The sequence below is a fragment of the Aliiroseovarius sp. Z3 genome, assembly GCF_029105185.1.
Lineage (GTDB): Bacteria > Pseudomonadota > Alphaproteobacteria > Rhodobacterales > Rhodobacteraceae > Aliiroseovarius.
This window is the reverse complement of record NZ_JAFMZK010000006.1, coordinates 114,259-133,814: the sequence shown is the minus strand read 5'-3', so window position 1 is coordinate 133,814 and position 19,556 is coordinate 114,259. Positions and strand designations below refer to the sequence as shown.

The window sequence follows — 19,556 nt, the reverse complement described above, 5'->3', positions numbered from 1 at the left end:
ACATGACCGTGAAAGAAATCTTCGAGACCATGGAATATGGCCCCGCCCCCGAAAGCGCCAAGGAGGCGAAGGACTGGATTGCCGAACATAACGGCCAATTTGGTCTGTACATCGATGGTAAGATGACCGTTGTCGGCGACACATTCGACAGCAAGAACCCAGCCACCGGAGACGTGCTGGCGAAGGTCACGCAGGCAACCTCTGACGACGTGGACGCGGCTGTTTCCGCAGCCCGGAAAGCGCAACGGAAATGGGCCGGGCTGTCAGGCCACGAGCGGGCCAAATACCTTTATGCGCTGGCGCGGCTGGTGCAAAAGCATTCACGCCTTTTCGCGGTTTTGGAAACGCTGGACAACGGCAAGCCGATCCGCGAAAGCCGCGACATCGACATTCCGCTGGTCGCCCGCCATTTCTATTATCACGCGGGAATGGCCCAGTTGCAGGACGCCGAGTTGCCCGACCGCGAGGCCTTGGGCGTCTGTGGCCAGATCATCCCGTGGAACTTCCCCCTTCTGATGCTGGCGTGGAAGATCGCGCCTGCGATTGCGATGGGCAACACGGTGGTGTTGAAGCCTGCCGAATACACCTCTCTGACCGCGCTTCTGTTTGCGCAGATTTGCGACGAGGCCGGACTGCCCAAGGGTGTGGTGAACATCGTGACCGGCGACGGGCGTGTGGGCGAGGCCATTGTCACGCATGAGGACATCGACAAGATCGCCTTCACTGGCTCGACCGAAGTCGGCCGTGTCATCCGCCGCGAAACCGCCGGGTCGGGCAAATCGCTGACCTTGGAGCTGGGTGGCAAGTCGCCCTATATCGTATTCGACGACGCCGATCTGGATTCGGCGGTCGAAGGGTTGGTCGATGCGATCTGGTTCAATCAGGGACAGGTCTGCTGTGCCGGTTCGCGCCTGATCGTGCAGGAAGGCATCGCGGATCGTTTCTATGCCAAGCTGCGCGCGCGGATGGACAAGCTGCGGATGGGTGATCCGTTGGATAAATCCATCGACGTGGGTGCGGTTGTGGACCCGGTTCAGCACGCACAAATCACCAAACTGGTCGATGCAGGTGCTGGCGATGGCGAGCTTTATCAAGCACCCTGCCCGCTTCCCACTTCCGGCTGTTTCTATCCGCCCACGCTGATCACCGGCCTCTCATCGGCTTCGATGCTGATGCAGGAAGAAATCTTCGGCCCGGTGCTGGTGGCCACCACTTTCCGCACCCCGTCCGAGGCGATCGAGATCGCCAACAACACCCGCTACGGTTTGGCCGCTACCGTGTGGAGCGAGAATGTGAACCTGACGCTCGACATCGCGCCGAAGCTGGCAGCGGGCGTTGTTTGGGTCAATGGCACGAATATGTTTGATGCAGCCGCCGGGTTCGGTGGCGTGCGCGAAAGCGGGTTCGGACGCGAAGGCGGCTGGGAAGGGCTGCAAGCCTATACCAAGCCACGCGGCAAATCGCAGTCCTTGAAGCCCATCACGGCCTACGCCGCCCCGAAAGAAGCGAAGGTGGATGCGCTGGACCGCACCGCCAAGTTCTATATCGGTGGCAAGCAGGCGCGACCCGATGGCGGATACAGCAAAGCAGTCTGGTCAAAGCAGGGCGACCTGCTGGGCCATGTTGGCGTCGCCAACCGAAAGGATATCCGCAACGCCGTTGAAGCCGCCCATGCAGCGACGGGTTGGGCCAGGACGACCGGGCACCTGCGGGCGCAAATCCTCTACTATATCGGCGAAAACCTGTCGGCCCGCGCAGGTGAGTTTGCCGACCGGCTCAACACCATGACAGGTGGGCGTAGTGGCGCAAAAGAGGTGGACGCTGCCGTCAGCCGCTTGTTCACTTATGCCGCATGGGCCGACAAATATGACGGTGCGGCCAAACCGGTCCCGATGCGCGGTGTGGCGCTCGCAATGAACGAACCTGCCGGAGTGATCGGTGCGTTCTGTCCCGACGCGGTGCCGCTTCTTGGCCTTGTATCCCTGATGGCCCCGGCCATCGCCATGGGCAACCGCGTGGTGCTGGCGGCAAGCGAACCCTTCCCGCTGGCTGCAACCGATTTCTATCAGGTGCTCGACACGTCAGACGTTCCGGCGGGCGTGGTGAACATCGTCACCGGCAGTCATGCGGAACTGGCTGCGCCCTTGTCTGGCCATCTGGGCGTGGATGCCGTGTGGACGCAATCCGGGGCTGATATTTCGGCCATTGTCGAAGCGGAAAGCGCAGGCAACCTGAAACGGACCTGGGTCAACAATGCCCAAACGCGGGATTGGCTCGGCGCGGGTGGCGAGGGCCGTGAGTTCCTGACCCATGCCACCGAGGTCAAGACCATCTGGGTGCCTTACGGCGAATAGCCGATGCCGAAACGAAAAACGCCGCGCAGGACTTCTGCGCGGCGCTTTTGTTGTGTCACTTCTTACGCCACGATCCCAACCAGCGCGAGAACCGGCCCCGCGCTTCGTCGGCGCGGGCGTCTACGGCCTCCCAAGCCTCGCCCGCGTCTTCCAGAGCCGGATCAATAGACCGTTCGCGGAACTGCCGCCAAAGGGCGCGGACGAACCCTATGATGACCGCCAACACCAAGAAGAACAGGATATTGAACCACGGAATGATGGTCACATCCGGCCCCGTTACAGGGCGAATGGCAACCGCGTTGGGGAACGCTGAGATCAACTCGTTGCGCCACCCGTAATGCGTGACGACCGCCCATTTCGGGTTCTCGGCGGTGGATTGCAGGTCGTCGGCCTCGGTTTGCAAGTTGGCGGTGTCAAACTTGAAGTAGAACGGCCAGCCCCAGCCGGTGTCTTCGTTGCGATACACCATGACCTCTTCCGCATCGGTGCGGATGAACCCCAGAAGATAGGTCTTTTTCTTTCTGGTCTGGATAAACTGCACATCGCGGTTGACCAGCGTTGCGGACTGATCGTCCGGCTTCGACCAGAAAATGCGAGTCCAATCCCCCAAGTCCTGCCGTTCCTGATAGGTATTCACGACCCGCACCACGTCATGCTGGGGCAGGACATAGTGAAACACGCCGAACAGGATCAGGAAAATCAGGCTGCGGATGATGATACGAAAACGGCGCATGGAGAACCTCAGTTAATTAGGATAAGAGACATCAGAACGAAGATCGCAGGGATCACATAGACCAGCAGGATCAGCTTGGGACGGAAGCTTCTCTTGTAATCCTCCATCCCCTCGCGCAACCACGCTTCGCGGTCGGTTTCGTCGCCATCGGGATGTTCCTCGGCCCATTGATCTTCCAGTTTCTCTAACCGGACCGACCGGGAATACAGGCTGACCAGCACATAGACGATGCTCAGCCCGATAAACCCAAAAATGACAAGTCGCACCAACCCCATCGTTACCTCCTCTTAACTGCGCCCCACGGACCAACGATCTCGATGATCTCGTCACGCGTCCGTGTGCGGGCGGTTCGCGGCACTTTCAACGGCTCTTTCCGCCCTCCAAACAGCGCCTCCCGCGCTCCGGCCTTGTTTGCCATATAATCACGATGCAGGAATTCTGCCACAAACTCACGCTTTTCATCAGGCCATGTGGCATATGCAGCATAGAAAAGCTCCTTGTGGCAGATGAACAATTGCCGGAAATCCATCGGTGCCAGCTCGGACAGCAGCCGGTTGATCAGGTCGCGGTCGGGGTGATCGGGCCGCGCGCGCAGGGTATAGAAATAGGACGGATGGCGGCTGTCGATCCGCGGCCATTGCCCACCCGCTTCGGCCCAGCGCACCATCGCGGCCAGACCGCGAAACGCATCTGGCAGATGCGATCCCATGCGCTGCGCCACATGCCGCAGGGTGCGCGAGGACATATCGCCCAGATCAAGCCCCGCGCTGGTGGCGGCATCGACCAGAATGAACTCCATCTTCTGGCGCAGGATCGCGGCGCTGGCGTCGCCCCGTTCCCGCACCACGGGTTCGACCAGATCGTTGCGGATCAGGAAGCCCGCCAGCCGGTTCGCCTCACTCGTGTCCAGCACCTTGCCGGGCGGCGGCATGGCCAGCCGTGTCTTGTCGCCCGACACGATCATGGCGGGGTTTTCCACATCGCGGAAGATATACAGCCCACCAAAATGCGCCGTCCAGAAATTGCCCTGTTCGTATTCCTGCACGCCCAGATCGACCGGAACCTTGGTCACGTCCCCGGTTTCGCGAGCCAGGTCGATCATTTCGGCGATCAGATCATCGTCATACCAGGCGTTCGGCGCAGTCTGGAAATAGTCGATTTTCTCGGCCAGCACGCGCGCGTTTTTCACGTGGCTTTGGGTCGTGTCGGCCTCGATCACGATCTTGCGGATGTCGAACAGACGCGACGGATCCGAGATGTCATAGACCGAGTTCATCAGCTCCCCCGCCACCGCGTCATGGGCGGTCAACGCAAACAGCTTCGCCTCGTTATCCGCAATGAACTGCCGCAGGATCCCGCGCGAGGTCGAGAACATAGCATTCAGCAGCGGCGCCTTCTTCTGGTCCACCGTCAGAATGATGAACTGCCGGTTGCAGCCATTGGGGTTAAGGTAGAGCGGGTCTTTGAACTCCTCCCCGATCTCGGGCGAGAAGCCGGAGATGTCGATGTGGAATTCGGAAAGCCCCGTGCGCTTGCCCGCAAGCGAGTGCAGCGCGCGGTTATACCGCTCGATCAGCGCCGGGCTGTCGACCCGGATCAGATTGCCAAACATAAGGCCGCGTTGGATGAGGCGTTTCATATTGCCGACGTCAATTTGATTTCATCCTTCAGCTTTTCCCACTCCTTCTTCAGAAATGCTCTCATTTTCGCGATTAGCTCGCCAGTATTGACAGCTTCTCCATCCCTCAATGCAGCAACCACTATTCTGAGTTCTGTGACTATGTCCAAGGCATCTGCGTCACTATGGTTTACTAAGAGGGCAATTCTATTAACAGATCGCTTGAAACCATCTGTTTGCTTAACATCGTCGCGCGGTTTGTCTTCCAAATGCGCTAGCACCTCAATAAACTCTGTTCTAAGTGCTTCGATCCATTCTCTTCGAAATTCAGCTATCTTCATAGCGCGTTGTAAATCACGGGCCTCTTGCCTGTCTTTAGTGGCTCGACGTTCAGATGAGCGGCTCACCAAAGTAGTCACAATTAATGTCACCAAGGGGGCTCCAATGATAGTCAAAAGCTCTATGTGACTTGATATCCAAGTGTTCCAGCTATCTAAAAATTCGAAGCCCCCCACTCACTTCCCCTCCAAATACCGCTTCTTCGCCTCTTCCTGACGGGTAAAGTCGCGGACCATCGCTTCAATCGCGACCTCGTCGGATTTGTCGGCATAGCGGAACTCGGAATCGGCGTAGCGGTTGACCTCTTGGATCACCATGTCGGTGGTGATGGGGACGCGCAGCTCGGCGATCATGTCTTTCTTGGTGTCATAGTCTTTGACCAAGAACAGCTCGGGTTTTTCCATCCATTCGTCGGGCAGTTCAAAATCCATCGCGCGGACTTTTACCGCGTCGGTGATGTTCTTGATCGAGCGGCCTGTGAAGCGTTCGTCGGCTTCTTGAATGCCTTTCAGATAGGTGCCGATTTTGGCAATGTCGTCCAGTTCCCCGATCTGGTCATAGACCTTGTCAAAGACGTTCATCAGGCCGGTTTCTTGCGGCTTGTTATGCGCCTCGAAACTGCGTGCGACGGCGGATTTAATTTCCTGCGCGCCGTACAGGTCGTGGTTCCCAAGCGGGATGTCGTGGTTCTTGCCCATGAGCAGATGCAGGATGTCGATATAATCCTCGCGGGTTTGCGGACCGTCCACCAAGAAGCGCGCGCCGGCGCGTTGGCGGAGCGCATCGTCCACATTCTCGGGATAGTTCGAGAACATGCCGAAGGTGCAGTTGCCGCGCACCACGGTGTTGGCGCCCGCGAAGCTTTCCATCAGGACCGCCGTGACCTCTTGCTGGCCCGCTGACGACTGGCGATCCCCCCGCTTGCCCGCGATCTGGTCGATGTCATCCACGGTGCCAAAGCCGATCACGTTGGGGTCGAGCACATTGTTGATGAAGGCCTTCGCATTCTGCCCCGACTTGCCCTGATAGCTGTCGATATTGTCGATGCCGAAGTTCTGATAGCGGAACGGATAGCCCGCCACCGCGCAATAGTCATTGATCAGCCCGGCCATCATCTGGATCAACGTGGTCTTCCCGGTGCCCGGCTTGCCGTCGCCCATGAAGGTGAAGATGAAGCCGCCAAGCTCGGCAAACGGGTTCAGCTTGCGGTCGAAGTCATAGGCCATCAGCATTTTGCTGAGCTTCATTGCCTGATATTTGGCGATGTGGTTGCCCACGACCTCGTTCGGTTTCTTGAAGGTCATCGTCAGCTTCGAGCCGCGATGGGCGCGGGAGGGCGTGAAGCCCGAGATGGTCAGGTCGTCAGCTTCGACCCGGTAATTGGCCGAGGTGAACGGGCCAAGGTGGCTGGCGGTCTGGGCGCGAAGCGCGACTTTCTCCATCAACTGTTCAACAAAGGCCAGAACGGTCGGGACGAGCTTGTCTTCGGACGTGACGAAGGTGGCCAGTTCCTGATCCAGTTCCCACAGCGCTCCGTTCAGGGCAAGCGGGGCGTTGTCGGTCAGGATTTCTTCCACCGCGCCGACCTCGATCGAGGTTTCACTGGCGTGACCGGCCAGCAGATAGGATGTCGCGTTGCCGAAGACGTAAAGGACGATCAGCGCCTCGGCGGTCAAGAGTTCGGAAAACGCAGCGGATTTGTCTGCCCCCAAGCGCCCCTCAAGGTTTGCGCGACGGAGGGCGGCGAGTTCAGTCTGCTCGGCAAACCCCTCGCCCACGGCCAGCGCTATCGCGATGGCGCGGCGCAGGGTGTGCAGGACCGTGGCCTGCATTGGCGAAACAAGCGGATCATCCCCGTCCGAGCTTTCGATCCGCTCGACCAAATGCACCCCTTCGGGCCGCGCGGTGGAGCGTGTCACCAGCCCCGGCGTGGTCGACCGGAACCGCCGCGCCCGCCCGATACCGGGGCTGCGTTCCGCCTTAGGGGCTTCCTTGGGTTTGGCGATCCGGGGCGTGTGATCAAACCCATCCAGATGGCCTGCCGCAGCCGCGTAATGCGCGCGGATTTCCTCTTCGCGAAGCTCCATCAGATCAGCGGGGTGAGACATCGAATACTCCTAAATATCAACGGTAGGACAGCACCCGGCCACCCGGGCTGACCACAAATTTTCGTACGTCGTGGAACCCGGCGGGGTTCTTTTCGGCAAGCACCTGAAACGGACGTTCGGGCATGATGATGGCGCGTTCCATGCTGGTCGCGCCGATCCCCGATCCCGCCCCGGCAAACGGATCGAGCGCAAAGACCTGACGTTCTACCTTGCCGAACCAGCCGGATTTCTCTTCCTTCACGGACGCGCTTTTCAACTCTTCCACCGTCCAGGCCAGCGCCCAGTCTTCGCCGGGCGGGCTTTTCGCCTGCTCCAACACCTCGCGCAGCGGGCCGGTTTGGCGCGTGAACGTGTGGCTGTACATCGGGCCGACATGGAAGCGGCGCAGACGTTTCGGATGCAGTTCATCGAAATCCTTGTCGAACCCGGTGGCGATGGTCACCAGTTGTAACCCCGCCATCGACTGCGCCATCAGATGTGACTGCATCTGCGGCCAACGGCGTTCATCCTTGGGCAGGGCTGTACGGCCTGTGTCTTCAAGCTCCATCAGATAGATTGTGGGCAGGTTCACCTCGCTGTCGTAAACGGCCCAATGGGCCAGATAAACGCGGCGCGTGTCGCGACCTTCGCCCTTGTTCATGCGCCAGATCACATCCGGGTGCATCTGCGGCCAGAACAAGTCGCCGCGCTGGAGTTCCTCGTAATAGAGCCGCTGCGACAGAGCGTATTGCAGCTTCTTCGGCACGCTCAGATCGCCGACAATCTGGCTTACCATCTGGCTTTTCAGATCGCGGGCGGAGGCCATACCCTTCAGATGCGTGTCCGCCTGCGCGGCGTCGGATGCCATCTGGAGCAGCTCCGCATGGATCGGAAACCCGCTGTCGCGACGATCAAAGGTCAGCGTCTTGCCGCCCAGCCCATAGGCCGTTTCGGACATATGGTACTTGTTCGCCAGCGCCTTGAAGCTAAGGCCCAGCTTGATCACGTATCGGGCCAGCACATCGACCTCGTCCCGTGTCAGATTGCCCTCGACCTCCATCTGTCCGGCCACACGGGCCAGATGCGCGGTGATCTTCTCGAATTTCGAGAAATAGCGCCGCGTGATCTGTGTGTCCGTCAACTCGGCATGGTCGCGCGGGGCGAAACCCGCGGATGTGCGTTCGGAGGTTTTGATGTCGTTAGTCACGGATCATCCTTGCATCTGAATCTAGCAACCTCTGCCGAACCTTCGCTGCCATACCGTTTCGCCCTGAAACCATCCAGATCGTATCTGCAAGCAACTCTCGATGAACGAAGTCTCTAAGACGGCGAAGGAGCAGGATTGGAAATACCGCAGCGATGAAGCTGAAGTAATGCCAAGTGCCCCAAGCCATCAGGGGCGCTAGGATTGTGAACATCACCCAAAACGCAAGCACACACACAACCGGAATGGCAACAACTATCAAGAAAAGTGTTTCAACCAACGTCCAGTCGATTTCTGCACTTGTAACCCAATCAAATGCCATGAGCACAATCAACGAAAGCAGGGATACACCCACCCACGCTGATAATGCCCACAAACTGCTCCTCATAGGACGTTATTGCCCATACAGGTTCTTGTCGTGCTTCTCGACGATCTCGGCGAAGCGGCGAGCGAAGCGTTCGTCGGCTTTGGCCTTTTGCTCCAGCACGTCACGGGCAAAGACCATCTGGTCTTCGTGGGCTTCCATCATGTCGGCCATGCGCTGGTTCGTCGCCGTCCCAATCGCGGCCATCGCAGCTTGGGCTTCCTTGTCGGTCTCGACGCCGATCTCGTTGATGCGGTGGGCAACGTCCTGCTGCTGCGCGGTCTTGAGCGACTTGGTCAGCGCATCATACAGCACCACGCGCTGCTTGGTGTCTGTCTGCAGCTTGTTGATCAGCACCATCTGCGTCGCGGCTTGGTTCTGCAAGCTGTCGACCCAGGTTTTGCCCTTCTCGATATAGCGCTCGAGCGTCTGCGACTTGGCAAGCTTCACTTGCTCTTCCTGCACCATCTCGTTGTATTGGCTGTTCAGATCGGCCAGTTGGGTCTCCAACTGCGTGCGCTTGGCGGCGTCCTGTTCGTTGGCAATCTTGTTCTCAAGCTCGATGATCTTGGGGTCCATGCCAAGGATTTCGGCGCGCAGGGCTTCCAGCTCGCCCACCGTCATCTCACGTTCATCCAGCGTGGCGGTCAGGTTCTCGCCGACCTTTTCCTTCTGCTCGTTCAGCATCGCCAGTTGACCTTCCAGAAGGTTCACAATCGAATCCGACTGCGCGATCAGCTCTTGCAACTTGTCGTCGATCGACGCCGTGCGCATCCGCTCCTGCCGCATGCTTTCAGATTTACCCTTCGAGAAAATCCCAACGAAGGTTTCCCAGCCGGTTTTTGACCGCATCTGATCGAAATCCGACGAGAACCCCGACGTCACATCATCCAGCCCCATGATAAGTTCAGCAATGTTGGCGTTCATCGCTTCGGTGTGGGCATGCACATCGTCCAGAGTCGCGTTTTCGATATCGATCGAGATATCTTCCCCGCTGGCGGCTTTCGCACGCGCGGTTTCGATCCGTGTGGTCAGTTCGGAAATTTTCGCCTGCGCCTCTTCCACCTGCGCCTGGCTTTCACGAATCTGCTTATCAAAACTGGACATGTGCCCTCCTTCTATCCACCAATTCTTCGATCAGGTCTTACTGCCTGTACGAAAGATGTTAATCATTGTTACATTAGCATTTAGGTTGAGCTTACCGCGATTTAAAGACCCACAACAGCGTTTTTGCTCTCGTTTTTCGCGAAAATCGACGAGGCAGACATCCACCATTGAGATACGTGCGCAGGGCGCCTAGGGTCTTGGCATGACCGACAAAATCGACCCGCTTCTGACCGAAATCGCGCGCCGCCGTGACGATCTGATCACGTTGACACAAGAGCTGATCCGCATACCGACCCTGAACCCGCCAGGGCGCGAATATCGCACGATCTGCACTTATATCGCCGAACGCATGGGCGCTCAGGGATGGAAAGTCGAGCTGATCCGGGCCGAGGGTACGCCGGGCGACAGCACAGACTATCCGCGCTGGAACGTGATTTGCCGTCACGAAGGGGCCGCTCCGGGGGACTGTGTGCATTTCAATAGCCACCACGACGTGGTTGAAGTGGGTCATGGCTGGACCAAGGATCCGTTCGGCGGTGCGTTGGAGGATGGCAAAATCTATGGACGCGGGGCCTGTGATATGAAGGGCGGGCTTGCCGCCTCGATCATCGCAGCGGAGGCGTTCGTGGCGCTCTATCCCGACCACAAAGGCGCGGTGGAAATTAGCGCCACGGCGGACGAAGAATCCGGAGGCTATGGCGGCGTCGCCTATCTGGCCGAAAAGGGATACTTCAACCCGGACCGCGTGCAGCACGTGATCATCCCCGAGCCTCTGAACAAAGACCGCATCTGTCTGGGCCATCGCGGGGTTTGGTGGGCTGAAATCGAGACCAAGGGGCGGATTGCCCACGGGTCCATGCCGTTCCTTGGCGACAGTGCCATTCGTCATATGGGCGCCGTGTTGGAAGAAATGGAGCGCCACCTGTTCCCGCTTCTCGCCACCAAACGCACGGATATGCCCGTTGTGCCCGAGGGCGCGAAGCAGTCCACGCTGAACATCAACTCGATCCACGGGGGCGAGCCAGAGCAAGACCTCGACTTCACCGGTCTGCCCGCCCCCTGCGTGGCCGACCGCTGCCGCATCGTGATCGACCGGCGTTTCCTGATGGAAGAGGACATCACCGAGGTGAAGGCCGAAGTCAGCCGGATGCTGGACGCCATCCGCGCCGAGCGCCCCAATTTCGAATACGAAATCCGCGACATGCACGAGGTCATCCCGACGATGACCGACAAAGACGCGCCGGTTGTGATCTCGACTGCAGCGGCGATCGAGAAGGTGCTGGGCGCACAGCCGTCCTATGTAGTCAGCCCGGGCACCTATGACCAGAAGCACATCGACCGGATCGGCAAGCTGAAGAACTGCATCGCCTACGGTCCTGGGATCCTTGATCTCGCCCATCAGCCAGATGAATGGGTGGGCGTGCAGGACATGATCGACAGTGCGGGCGTGATGGCGTTGGTGCTGAAAGAACTAATCGAGTAAGGCAGGCCGCGCGTCGCGCGGCAGATTTCATGCCTCCGGCGGGGATATTTGCAGCCAGAAGAAACAGCACGCCTTTCCCGGGCTTCTTCTGGCCCGAAATATCCTGGGGTAGCGTGAAACCCGTCAGGATTTCACGCGAAGGGGCAACGCCCCTTTTCCTAGACCGGGATATTGTCGATCAACCGCACATCCCCCAGCACCGCCGCGACCAACAGGCGCGCTGGGCGATCCAATGACGACACCGGCGACAAGTCGGTGGCGTCCCGCAGGTCCAGATACTCGACCTTGTCGAACCCTGAATTTTCGATCTGCGCCTTGGCGCTGTTCAGCGCGACGCGGATGTCTGCGCCCCGACGGATGGCGGTGGCGGCGCGGTCCAGTTCGGATTTCAGCGCCGGAGCGATAGCGCGATCTTTCTGCGACAGGCGTACATTGCGCGAAGACATTGCCAACCCGTCGTCTTCACGGATGGTAGGGCATCCCAAAACCTCGGTTTCGATATCGAGGTCTTCGGACAGGCGGCGCACCAGAAGCATCTGCTGATAGTCTTTTTCCCCGAAACAGGCCACGTCGGCGCGCGTTTGCAGAAACAGCTTTGCCACGACCGTCGCCACACCGTCGAAGTGACCGGGACGATGCGCGCCTTCCAGATCTTCGGTCAGGCGCGACACGTGCACGTTGGTGGCAAACCCATCGGGATAGATTTGATCCGGTGTCGGAACGTAAAGTGCGTCAACGCCAAAAGGTTTCAGTTTTGCGGCATCGTCTTCTTCGGCGCGCGGATATTTGTCCAGATCGGCTGGATTGTTGAATTGTTTCGGGTTCACAAAGATAGTGACAATAACCCGATCCGCGTTCTTCTTGGCCACTTCGACCAACGACAGATGACCCGCGTGAAGCGCGCCCATCGTCGGCACGACCGCAACGCGCTCGCCTTTGAAAATCCAGCTGCGGCGCAGGGTGCGCAGATCGTCCTTGCTTCGGATGATTTTCATTTATTTTTGACCTCATCGGCGAACACATGTTCGGGAGCCGGGAACTGACGGTTCCGCACCTCGCTGGCGTATTGAGCGATGGCTTTCTCGCCATCATCCCCAAGCGTTGCATAGCGTTTGGCAAATTTTGGTTTGAACGCGGTGAACAGGCCCAGCATGTCATCCACCACAAGGATCTGACCGTCACACCCAACTGATGCCCCAATGCCAATGGTGGGGATGGAAAGCGCCGTTGTGATCTCGTCCGACAGGCTTTCAGGCACTTTTTCCAACACGACCGAGAACGCGCCAGCCCTTTCCACGGCTTTGGCATCGGCAAGCACGCGGCCACGATCTTCACCGCGCCCCTGCACTTTATAGCCGCCAAGCGTATTGATTGCCTGCGGCGTTAACCCGACATGTGCCATCACCGGAATGGAGCGGCTTGTCAGAAACCGGATCGTTTCCTCCATCGTCACGCCACCTTCCAGCTTGACCGCAGCGGCCCCCGTGGCGCGCATCAAGCGCGCGGCGTTGCGGAAGGCCTGTTCGGGGCTTTCTTCGTAGGATCCGAACGGCATATCCACGACCATCATGGCCTGCGTAAGCCCGCGTTTTACGGCGGCACCGTGCAGTTCCATCATTTCCATCGTGACGCCAAGTGTGTCGGAAAGCCCGTGCACGACCATGCCCACGCTGTCGCCGACCAGAACGATGTCGCAATGGGCATCCATCATCTGCGCGGTCGGCGTGGCGTATGCCGTCAGGCAGACCAAGGGTGTGCCGCCCTTGCGGGCGCGAATGTCCGATGGCGTCGGCACGGTTATCTTTGCAGAAGCGCTCATGGTAGTCCTCCCCTGATCCTCTCCGCAAAGGCACTATAATGCTGCATCGCAGAAAATCAAAGGGGTGTTACCGCTACGTCTCTCTTCCCTTGCGTCGAATTGATTTCCCGCGTTTCATGATGCCGATCCCGTGTCTTGGACCAAGGAGGAGCAACCATGACCAACCTAAAACTTACTGCTGCCGTATGGGCGCTGATGACCACGTCCGCACTGGCTGGCAGCGATACGATTTCGATTGGCATGGTGCTTGAACCGCCGAACCTTGATCCGACTGCCGGGGCGGCCGCTGCGATTGACGAGGTGGTTTATGCCAATATCTTCGAAGGCCTGACCCGGTTTGGACCCGATGGATCGGTCCAACCCGGCCTTGCCAGCGAATGGTCGGTCAGTGATGACGGCCTGACCTATACGTTCAAATTGCGGGACGGTGTGACCTTTCACGACGGCACCACGATGGACGCCGATGATGTTGTCTTTTCCTTGGATCGCGCACGTGCGGAAGAGTCAACCAACGCCCAAAAAGCGTTGTTTGCAGATATCGAAGCTGTGACCGCATCCGACCCGCTGACGGTCGAGGTGAAACTGTCCACCCCCAACGGCAATTTCCCATTTAACATGGCCTGGGGGGACGCGGTAATCGTTGCCCCCGAAAGTATCGACAGCGCAGCCACCGCCCCAGTGGGCACCGGCCCGTTCAGCTTTGTCGAATGGGCCAAGGGCGATCACGTGACGATCAAGCGCAACGATGCCTATTGGGGCGCGGCGCCTGCATTGGCAGAAGCCACGTTCAAGTTCATCTCGGACCCCAACGCTGCGTTCGCTGCGATGATGGCCGAGGATGTGGATGCCTTCCCCAACTTCCCGGCCACCGAAACGCTGGCACAGTTCGAGGCTGATCCCCGCTTCAACGTCATCGTCGGCTCGACCGAAGGAGAGACGATCCTGTCGATGAACAACAAGTCCGGCCCTCTTTCGGATATGCGAGTGCGCAAGGCCATCGCCCATGCGATCAATCGGCAAGATATTATTGACGGTGCGATGTTTGGCTACGGCACCCCCATCGGCAGTCATTTTGCGCCACACAATCCAGACTATGTCGACCTGACCGGCAACTCGGCCTATGACCCCGAGATGTCCAAGACGCTTCTGGCGGAAGCCGGTGTCACGGATTTGACCCTTCGTCTGATGCTGCCACCCCCATCCTATGCACGGCGCGGGGGCGAGATCATTGCCGCACAGTTACGCGCCGTCGGGATCAACACCGAGATTTCCAACCTTGAATGGGCGCAATGGATTGAACAGGTGTTCAAGGGGAAGGATTTCGATCTGACCATCGTCAGCCATACCGAACCTGCTGACATTAACATCTATGCGCGGCCCGACTACTACTTCCAATATGACAACGCGGACTTCCAGGCGCTGATCGAGAAGCTGTCAGTGACATCCGACCCCGCCATGCGGTCAGAGCTGAACAAACAAGCGCAACAGATCATCGCGGATGACTATGTGAACGGGTATCTGTTCCAACTGGCCAAAACCGGCGTTGCCAACGCGAAGATAAACGGGCTTTGGGAAAACGCCCCGACGCAGGCCAATGACCTGACGGGGGTCAGCTGGTCGGACTAAAATCCGGACACCACCGAAGGGGCGCCATATCCGGTGCCCTTTCTCAGGACTTCGCTGCGTTGGGGTTCGGTGTCACGCGACGGTTCAACAGCGCCTCGCGCCACGTGATATAGGTGACGGCCGAAATGATCACACCCGCGCCAGCCACCACCCAGACATCCAGCGGTTCGGCAAACAACCATGCCCCCATCGCTGTCGCCCAGATAATTTGCAGAAACGTCACGGGTTGCGTCACTGACACTGGCGCTTCGGCAAACGCGCGCGACATGGCGTAATGTCCGGCGGTCGCACAAAAAGCAATCAGCACCGACCACCCCAAATCCGTAAGGCTGGGCGGCACCCAGACCAGCCAAGCCGCCGGGGCCAGCCCGATCGTCACCGTGATCGACATGATGGCAACCACGACGGCCGCGGATGCCTCTTGCGACAAGCGTTTTGCAATCAGGTAGGACATGCCCAGAAATATCGCCGTGAAAACCATGGCCAAGTGGCCCGCGCCCAGTTCGCGCACGCCGGGACGCAGGATGATCAGCACTCCCACAAAGGCAAAAACGACAGCGATCAACCGGCGGGTCGAAAAACCTTCGCCCAGAAACAGTGCGGCACCCAGCATCACATAGATCGGATTGAGGTAGTTCATCGCCACCACCTCGGCCACTGTGATCTGGGTCATGGCATAGAACCAGCACAACACCGCGCCTGTGTGCACCACGCCGCGCAGGGCAAACAGACGCCACATCGTCTTTGAGAACCGCGCCCGCTTCAACTGCCCAAGCGCGGGCAGCACGAAGATCAGCCCAAACAGGTATCGCAAGAATGCGGCTTGCGATGACGGCAACGTCTGACCGACATATTTCACCAACCCATTCAGCAGCACAAAGAAAAACCCCGCCGCCAGCATCCACAGGATGCCGTGCATGGGTCTTTGCGATGTTGGGGTCAGCGTGGTCATTCCGCGACCTGACCCGAGTTTGGTCCGAAAGACAAGAGACCCCGACGCGGTGATCCGCGCCGGGGTCGTTGCCTCACCCATTTCGGACGGTGTCAGAGTTGGGCCAGAACCTCGTCCGTGGCTTCGAAATTGGTGGTGACACGTTGCACGTCGTCGTCATCCTCCAACGCGTCCACCAGCTTCATCAGCTTCTGCATCCCGTCCAGATCCAGCTCGGTGGTCATGTTGGGTTGCCAGATCAGCTTGGTCGATTCGCTTTCGCCCAGCGCGGCTTCCAACGCATTCGATACCTCGTTCAGGTCGGTGTCAGCGCAGGTGATGCGGTGCCCGTCCTCGGTTGTTTCGCAATCCTCGGCGCCCGCTTCGATGGCAGCTTCCATCACGGTGTCGGCATCGCCTGCATCAAGCGTATAGATAACCTCGCCCTTGCGGTCGAACATGAACCCGACCGAACCGGTTTCACCAAGATTGCCGCCGTTCTTCGAGAAGGTCGAGCGCACGGTCGACGCGGTGCGGTTCCTGTTATCGGTCATGGTTTCGACAATCACCGCAACACCGTTCGGGCCATAGCCTTCATAACGGATTTCGTCATAGTTCTCGGCATCGCCGCCAATGGCTTTCTTGATCGCGCGGTCGATCACGTCCTTTGGCAAGGATTGGCTTTTGCCTTCTTTAACCGCCATGCGCAGACGCGGGTTCTTGTCCGGGTCCGGGTCGCCCATCTTGGCAGCCACGGTGATTTCTTTCGCGAGCTTCGAAAACAGCTTCGAGCGGGCAGCGTCCTGGCGCCCCTTGCGGTGCTGAATGTTTGCCCATTTTGAGTGGCCAGCCATGGCGACCTCCGAATTAATTCAGGTATGGATGTGTTGCGCGGTTCAATACAGCAGGGGTTGGGGGGGCTGCAAGACCCGGTTGTCTTTACCTGCGACCGCTGTCACGCGCGCTCGTCCTTTGGCGACCCCATGACCACATGCGTGACGATCTGATGGACCTGCGGCAGGGTCCCTAACTTGTCCGTGTGAAATCGTTTATAGGCGATCAGGTCTTCCGCCTCGACACGCAACAGATATTCGACCGTTCCGGTAATGTTGTGGCATTCACGAACCTCGTCATAGAGCGCGACAGAACGTTCAAACCCTTCCTGCGCGGCTTTGGTGTGATCAGACAGCCCCACCGTGACATAAGCGACAAACCCATTGCCCAGCGCGACCGGGTCCAGCACGGCGCGATAGCCCTTGATCACGCCCCGGCGTTCAAGCTCTTGCACGCGGCGCAGGCAAGCCGAGGGGGAAAGCCCGACACGATCGGCCAATTCGGTATTGGGCAAGCGCCCGTCCCGAGACAGCTCACGCAATATTTTTTGATTTATCTGATCTATCTTCGACATTAGTTGCAGATATTGCGGGTATTCATACGATAATGCAACCATTCTCCAGAAATTTCTCTGATAATTGCATGTATGTCTATAGAGCTTCTTTCAGCCTTTGTGGCCTTTGCATTCGTGTCGTCGATCACGCCGGGACCAAACAACCTGATGCTGATGGCGTCCGGGGCGAATTTCGGATTCCGACGCTCCATCCCGCATATGCTGGGGATCGGTATCGGATTTACCTTCATGATCGTGCTGGTCGGCGCGGGGTTGATGACACTGTTTGACCGTTATCCCGTCAGCTATACCATCCTGAAAGCGGGCAGTGTTGTGTATCTGCTTTGGTTGGCATGGAAGATCGCCAATGCGTCTGAACCCGGCACCGGCAAAGCAGGCGGCCATCCGATGAGCTTCCTGCAAGCCGCCGCTTTCCAGTGGGTCAATCCCAAGGCGTGGGCCATGGCGCTGACCGCGATCAGCGTTTACGCACCCTCGCGCGATATGGCGGCTGTGATGCTGGTCGCCACGATTTTCGGCATCGTGAACCTGCCCTCGGTCTCGGCATGGACCATTCTTGGGCAGAAAATACGGGCCATCCTGACCAATCCGGCACGTCTGCGGTCGTTCAACCTGACCATGGCCCTGTTGTTAGTCGCCACGCTTTTCCCCGTAATCTACGGGTGACGTTCGTATTCACAGGCGGTAAGCCTTGGGTATGACAACAGATCAGATTATTCTCTTCTCGCTTTTCGGTGCGGTTTTCGGCCTGCTGCTTTGGGGGCGATACCGCTATGACCTCGTGGCGTTTGCCGCCCTTATGGTCGGTGTCGTTCTGGGCGTTGTTCCGACCAAGGACGCGTTCTCGGGCTTTGGTCATCCAGCCACGCTGATCGTGGCGCTGGTGCTGGTGGTGTCGGCCGGGCTGGTGCGATCAGGCGCGGTGTTCCTGATCACGCGCACAATGGTCGATGCCTCACGCTCTCTCGGGGCGCATATTGCGCTGATGGGCGCGATCGGGGGTGTTCTGTCGGCGTTTATGAACAACGTGGCCGCATTGGCACTGCTGATGCCCGTGGATGTGCAGACTGCGCGCAAAGCTGGCCGCCCTGCGGGGTTGAGCCTGATGCCCCTGTCCTTCGCCACCATCCTTGGGGGCATGGTGACGCTGATCGGAACGCCACCCAACATCATCATCGCCTCGATCCGCGGGGAAGCCTTGGGTGAACCCTTTCACATGTTCGACTTCGCCCCGGTCGGCGCAGTTACCGCCATCGCAGGTCTGATCTTTGTCGCCCTGATCGGTTGGCGACTGATCCCACAGGCGCAAACTACCGAAAACGGCTCAAATCCAATGGAGAATTTTGGCCTCTACGTTGCGGAGCTGACCGTGCCGGAAGGCTCCAAGCACATTGGCAAACGCCTGAAAGACCTGGATGAGGTGGCCGAGAAGAACGATGTCGCAATCATTGGCCTTGTGCGTGGGAACAAGCGCCGATACGGCACCCAACGGGCCACGAAACTCGAGGCGGGCGACGCCTTGGTGCTGGAAGCCCGACCCGAGGCGCTGGATGAGTTTCGTGCCGCCCTTAGCCTGACATTCACGGATGCCGACCGCGAAGAAAAGCTGCGCGCCGATGGCGACGGATTGTCCAAGATCGAGGTTGTCGTGCCTGTCAACGCCCGTATCGTGGGCAAGACCGCCCAGTCCATCGGGCTGAACTGGCGACAACGCTCGGTGCTGTTGGGAATATCACGCCAAGGCAAGCGGATCACCAAACAGGTTCGCAAGACAGAGGTGCGCGCCGGTGACATCCTTTTGTTGCTGGTCCCACAGGGGTCGGAAAGCGATGTCACGGAATGGTTGGGGGGCCTGCCCCTTGCGGAACGCGGGCTCAAAGTCACGCAGGACGAAAAGGTCTGGCTGGCCATCGGGTTATTCGGCGGCGCCGTGGCGGCAGCCAGCTTTGGTCTTGTCTATCTGCCCGTCGCACTGGGCCTTGTGGTGGTGGGGTACACACTTACCAAGATCGTCCCCTTGTCCGAACTTTATTCACACATCGAATGGCCGGTGGTCGTGCTGCTTGGGTCGATGATCCCGCTTGGGGCGGCGCTGGAAACATCGGGCGGCACCGAACTGATCGCGAATGCTCTGGTCGGGATCACCCAAGGAATGCCGGCCTGGGCTGTGCTGACGGTTCTGATGATCGTTACGATGACCCTGTCGGATGTGCTGAACAACACCGCCACAACCATCGTTGCCGCCCCGGTGGGCATCCAGATGGCACAGGCGCTTGGCAAGAGCCCCGATCCGTTCCTGATGGCGGTCGCGGTGGCGGCAAGCTGCGCGTTCCTGACCCCGATCGGTCACAAGAATAACACGCTGATCCTTGGCCCCGGCGGCTATCGCTTTGGCGACTATTGGCGTATGGGCTTGCCGCTGGAGGCGTTGGTCGTCGCGGTTTCGATCCCCGCCATTCTGGTGTTCTGGCCCTTGTGAAATA

The 19,556-nt window shown here is 58.9% G+C and carries 18 protein-coding genes; 5 read left to right on the top strand and 13 right to left on the bottom strand.

From position 1 onward, the window contains the following. Nucleotides 1-2 precede the first annotated feature (2 nt). Nucleotides 3-2,354, top strand: coding sequence for an aldehyde dehydrogenase family protein (locus tag J3R80_RS12200; RefSeq protein ID WP_275394060.1), 2,352 nt, complete (start codon nucleotides 3-5; stop codon nucleotides 2,352-2,354). 55 nt (nucleotides 2,355-2,409) lie between these two features. Here J3R80_RS12200 and J3R80_RS12195 read toward each other — a convergent pair whose 3' ends face one another. The 8 genes from J3R80_RS12195 to J3R80_RS12160 form a co-directional block, all read right to left on the bottom strand. Continuing rightward, nucleotides 2,410-3,087 (bottom strand): DUF1523 family protein, encoded by a 678-nt coding sequence (locus tag J3R80_RS12195; RefSeq protein WP_275394059.1) that lies wholly within the window; start codon nucleotides 3,085-3,087, stop codon nucleotides 2,410-2,412. A gap of 8 nt (nucleotides 3,088-3,095) precedes the next feature. After that, nucleotides 3,096-3,362 (bottom strand): hypothetical protein, encoded by a 267-nt coding sequence (locus J3R80_RS12190; protein ID WP_275394058.1) that lies wholly within the window; start codon nucleotides 3,360-3,362, stop codon nucleotides 3,096-3,098. 2 nt (nucleotides 3,363-3,364) lie between these two features. Continuing rightward, nucleotides 3,365-4,726 (bottom strand): DUF6638 family protein, encoded by a 1,362-nt coding sequence (locus J3R80_RS12185; RefSeq protein WP_275394057.1) that lies wholly within the window; start codon nucleotides 4,724-4,726, stop codon nucleotides 3,365-3,367. Beyond that, nucleotides 4,723-5,220, bottom strand: coding sequence for a hypothetical protein (locus J3R80_RS12180; protein WP_275394056.1), 498 nt, complete (start codon nucleotides 5,218-5,220; stop codon nucleotides 4,723-4,725). The genes J3R80_RS12185 and J3R80_RS12180 overlap by 4 nt, the downstream gene beginning before the upstream one ends. Continuing rightward, a complete protein-coding gene (locus J3R80_RS12175; RefSeq protein ID WP_275394055.1) occupies nucleotides 5,221-7,152 on the bottom strand; it encodes an ATP-binding protein in 1,932 nt (643 codons plus the stop codon). 16 nt (nucleotides 7,153-7,168) lie between these two features. After that, nucleotides 7,169-8,338: a hypothetical protein gene (locus J3R80_RS12170; RefSeq protein WP_275394054.1), complete on the bottom strand. Its 1,170-nt coding sequence runs from the start codon at nucleotides 8,336-8,338 to the stop codon at nucleotides 7,169-7,171. Beyond that, a complete protein-coding gene (locus tag J3R80_RS12165) occupies nucleotides 8,331-8,657 on the bottom strand; it encodes a hypothetical protein (protein ID WP_275394053.1) in 327 nt (108 codons plus the stop codon). Before J3R80_RS12165 ends, J3R80_RS12170 begins: the two co-directional genes overlap by 8 nt. A 72-nt stretch (nucleotides 8,658-8,729) precedes the next feature. Then, complete coding sequence (locus J3R80_RS12160; RefSeq protein WP_275394052.1) at nucleotides 8,730-9,806, bottom strand: hypothetical protein; 1,077 nt, start codon at nucleotides 9,804-9,806, stop codon at nucleotides 8,730-8,732. A 202-nt stretch (nucleotides 9,807-10,008) separates the two neighbouring features. Between J3R80_RS12160 and J3R80_RS12155 the strand changes: the two genes are divergently transcribed. Beyond that, nucleotides 10,009-11,289 (top strand): acetylornithine deacetylase/succinyl-diaminopimelate desuccinylase family protein, encoded by a 1,281-nt coding sequence (locus J3R80_RS12155; RefSeq protein ID WP_275394051.1) that lies wholly within the window; start codon nucleotides 10,009-10,011, stop codon nucleotides 11,287-11,289. 158 nt (nucleotides 11,290-11,447) lie between these two features. Here the strand turns inward: J3R80_RS12155 and panC are convergent, their stop codons facing one another. Together panC and panB are read right to left on the bottom strand one after the other, a co-directional pair. Then, nucleotides 11,448-12,284, bottom strand: coding sequence for a pantoate--beta-alanine ligase (gene panC, locus J3R80_RS12150; protein ID WP_275394050.1), 837 nt, complete (start codon nucleotides 12,282-12,284; stop codon nucleotides 11,448-11,450). Beyond that, complete coding sequence (panB, locus tag J3R80_RS12145) at nucleotides 12,281-13,108, bottom strand: 3-methyl-2-oxobutanoate hydroxymethyltransferase (protein ID WP_275394049.1); 828 nt, start codon at nucleotides 13,106-13,108, stop codon at nucleotides 12,281-12,283. The genes panC and panB overlap by 4 nt, the downstream gene beginning before the upstream one ends. 156 nt (nucleotides 13,109-13,264) lie before the next feature. On the opposite strand from panB, the gene J3R80_RS12140 reads away from it, so the two are divergent. Continuing rightward, nucleotides 13,265-14,734, top strand: coding sequence for an ABC transporter substrate-binding protein (locus J3R80_RS12140; protein ID WP_275394048.1), 1,470 nt, complete (start codon nucleotides 13,265-13,267; stop codon nucleotides 14,732-14,734). 43 nt (nucleotides 14,735-14,777) lie between these two features. On the opposite strand, the gene J3R80_RS12135 is transcribed toward J3R80_RS12140, so the two are convergent. The 3 genes from J3R80_RS12135 to J3R80_RS12125 form a co-directional block, all read right to left on the bottom strand. Further along, nucleotides 14,778-15,686 carry a DMT family transporter gene (locus tag J3R80_RS12135; RefSeq protein ID WP_275394047.1) on the bottom strand — a complete coding sequence of 303 codons (909 nt, stop codon included), beginning with the start codon at nucleotides 15,684-15,686 and terminating at the stop codon, nucleotides 14,778-14,780. A gap of 92 nt (nucleotides 15,687-15,778) precedes the next feature. Then, complete coding sequence (locus tag J3R80_RS12130; RefSeq protein WP_275394046.1) at nucleotides 15,779-16,519, bottom strand: YebC/PmpR family DNA-binding transcriptional regulator; 741 nt, start codon at nucleotides 16,517-16,519, stop codon at nucleotides 15,779-15,781. A 101-nt stretch (nucleotides 16,520-16,620) separates the two neighbouring features. After that, nucleotides 16,621-17,073, bottom strand: coding sequence for an Lrp/AsnC family transcriptional regulator (locus J3R80_RS12125; RefSeq protein ID WP_275394045.1), 453 nt, complete (start codon nucleotides 17,071-17,073; stop codon nucleotides 16,621-16,623). Nucleotides 17,074-17,145: 72 nt separating this feature from the next. Here J3R80_RS12125 and J3R80_RS12120 point away from each other — a divergent pair, with 72 nt between their 5' ends. After that, on the top strand, nucleotides 17,146-17,739 hold the full coding sequence (locus tag J3R80_RS12120) for a LysE family translocator (protein ID WP_275394044.1): 594 nt from the start codon (nucleotides 17,146-17,148) through the stop codon (nucleotides 17,737-17,739). Between the two features lie 31 nt (nucleotides 17,740-17,770). Further along, complete coding sequence (locus J3R80_RS12115) at nucleotides 17,771-19,552, top strand: SLC13 family permease (protein ID WP_275394158.1); 1,782 nt, start codon at nucleotides 17,771-17,773, stop codon at nucleotides 19,550-19,552. The last annotated feature ends 4 nt before the right edge of the window (nucleotides 19,553-19,556 follow it).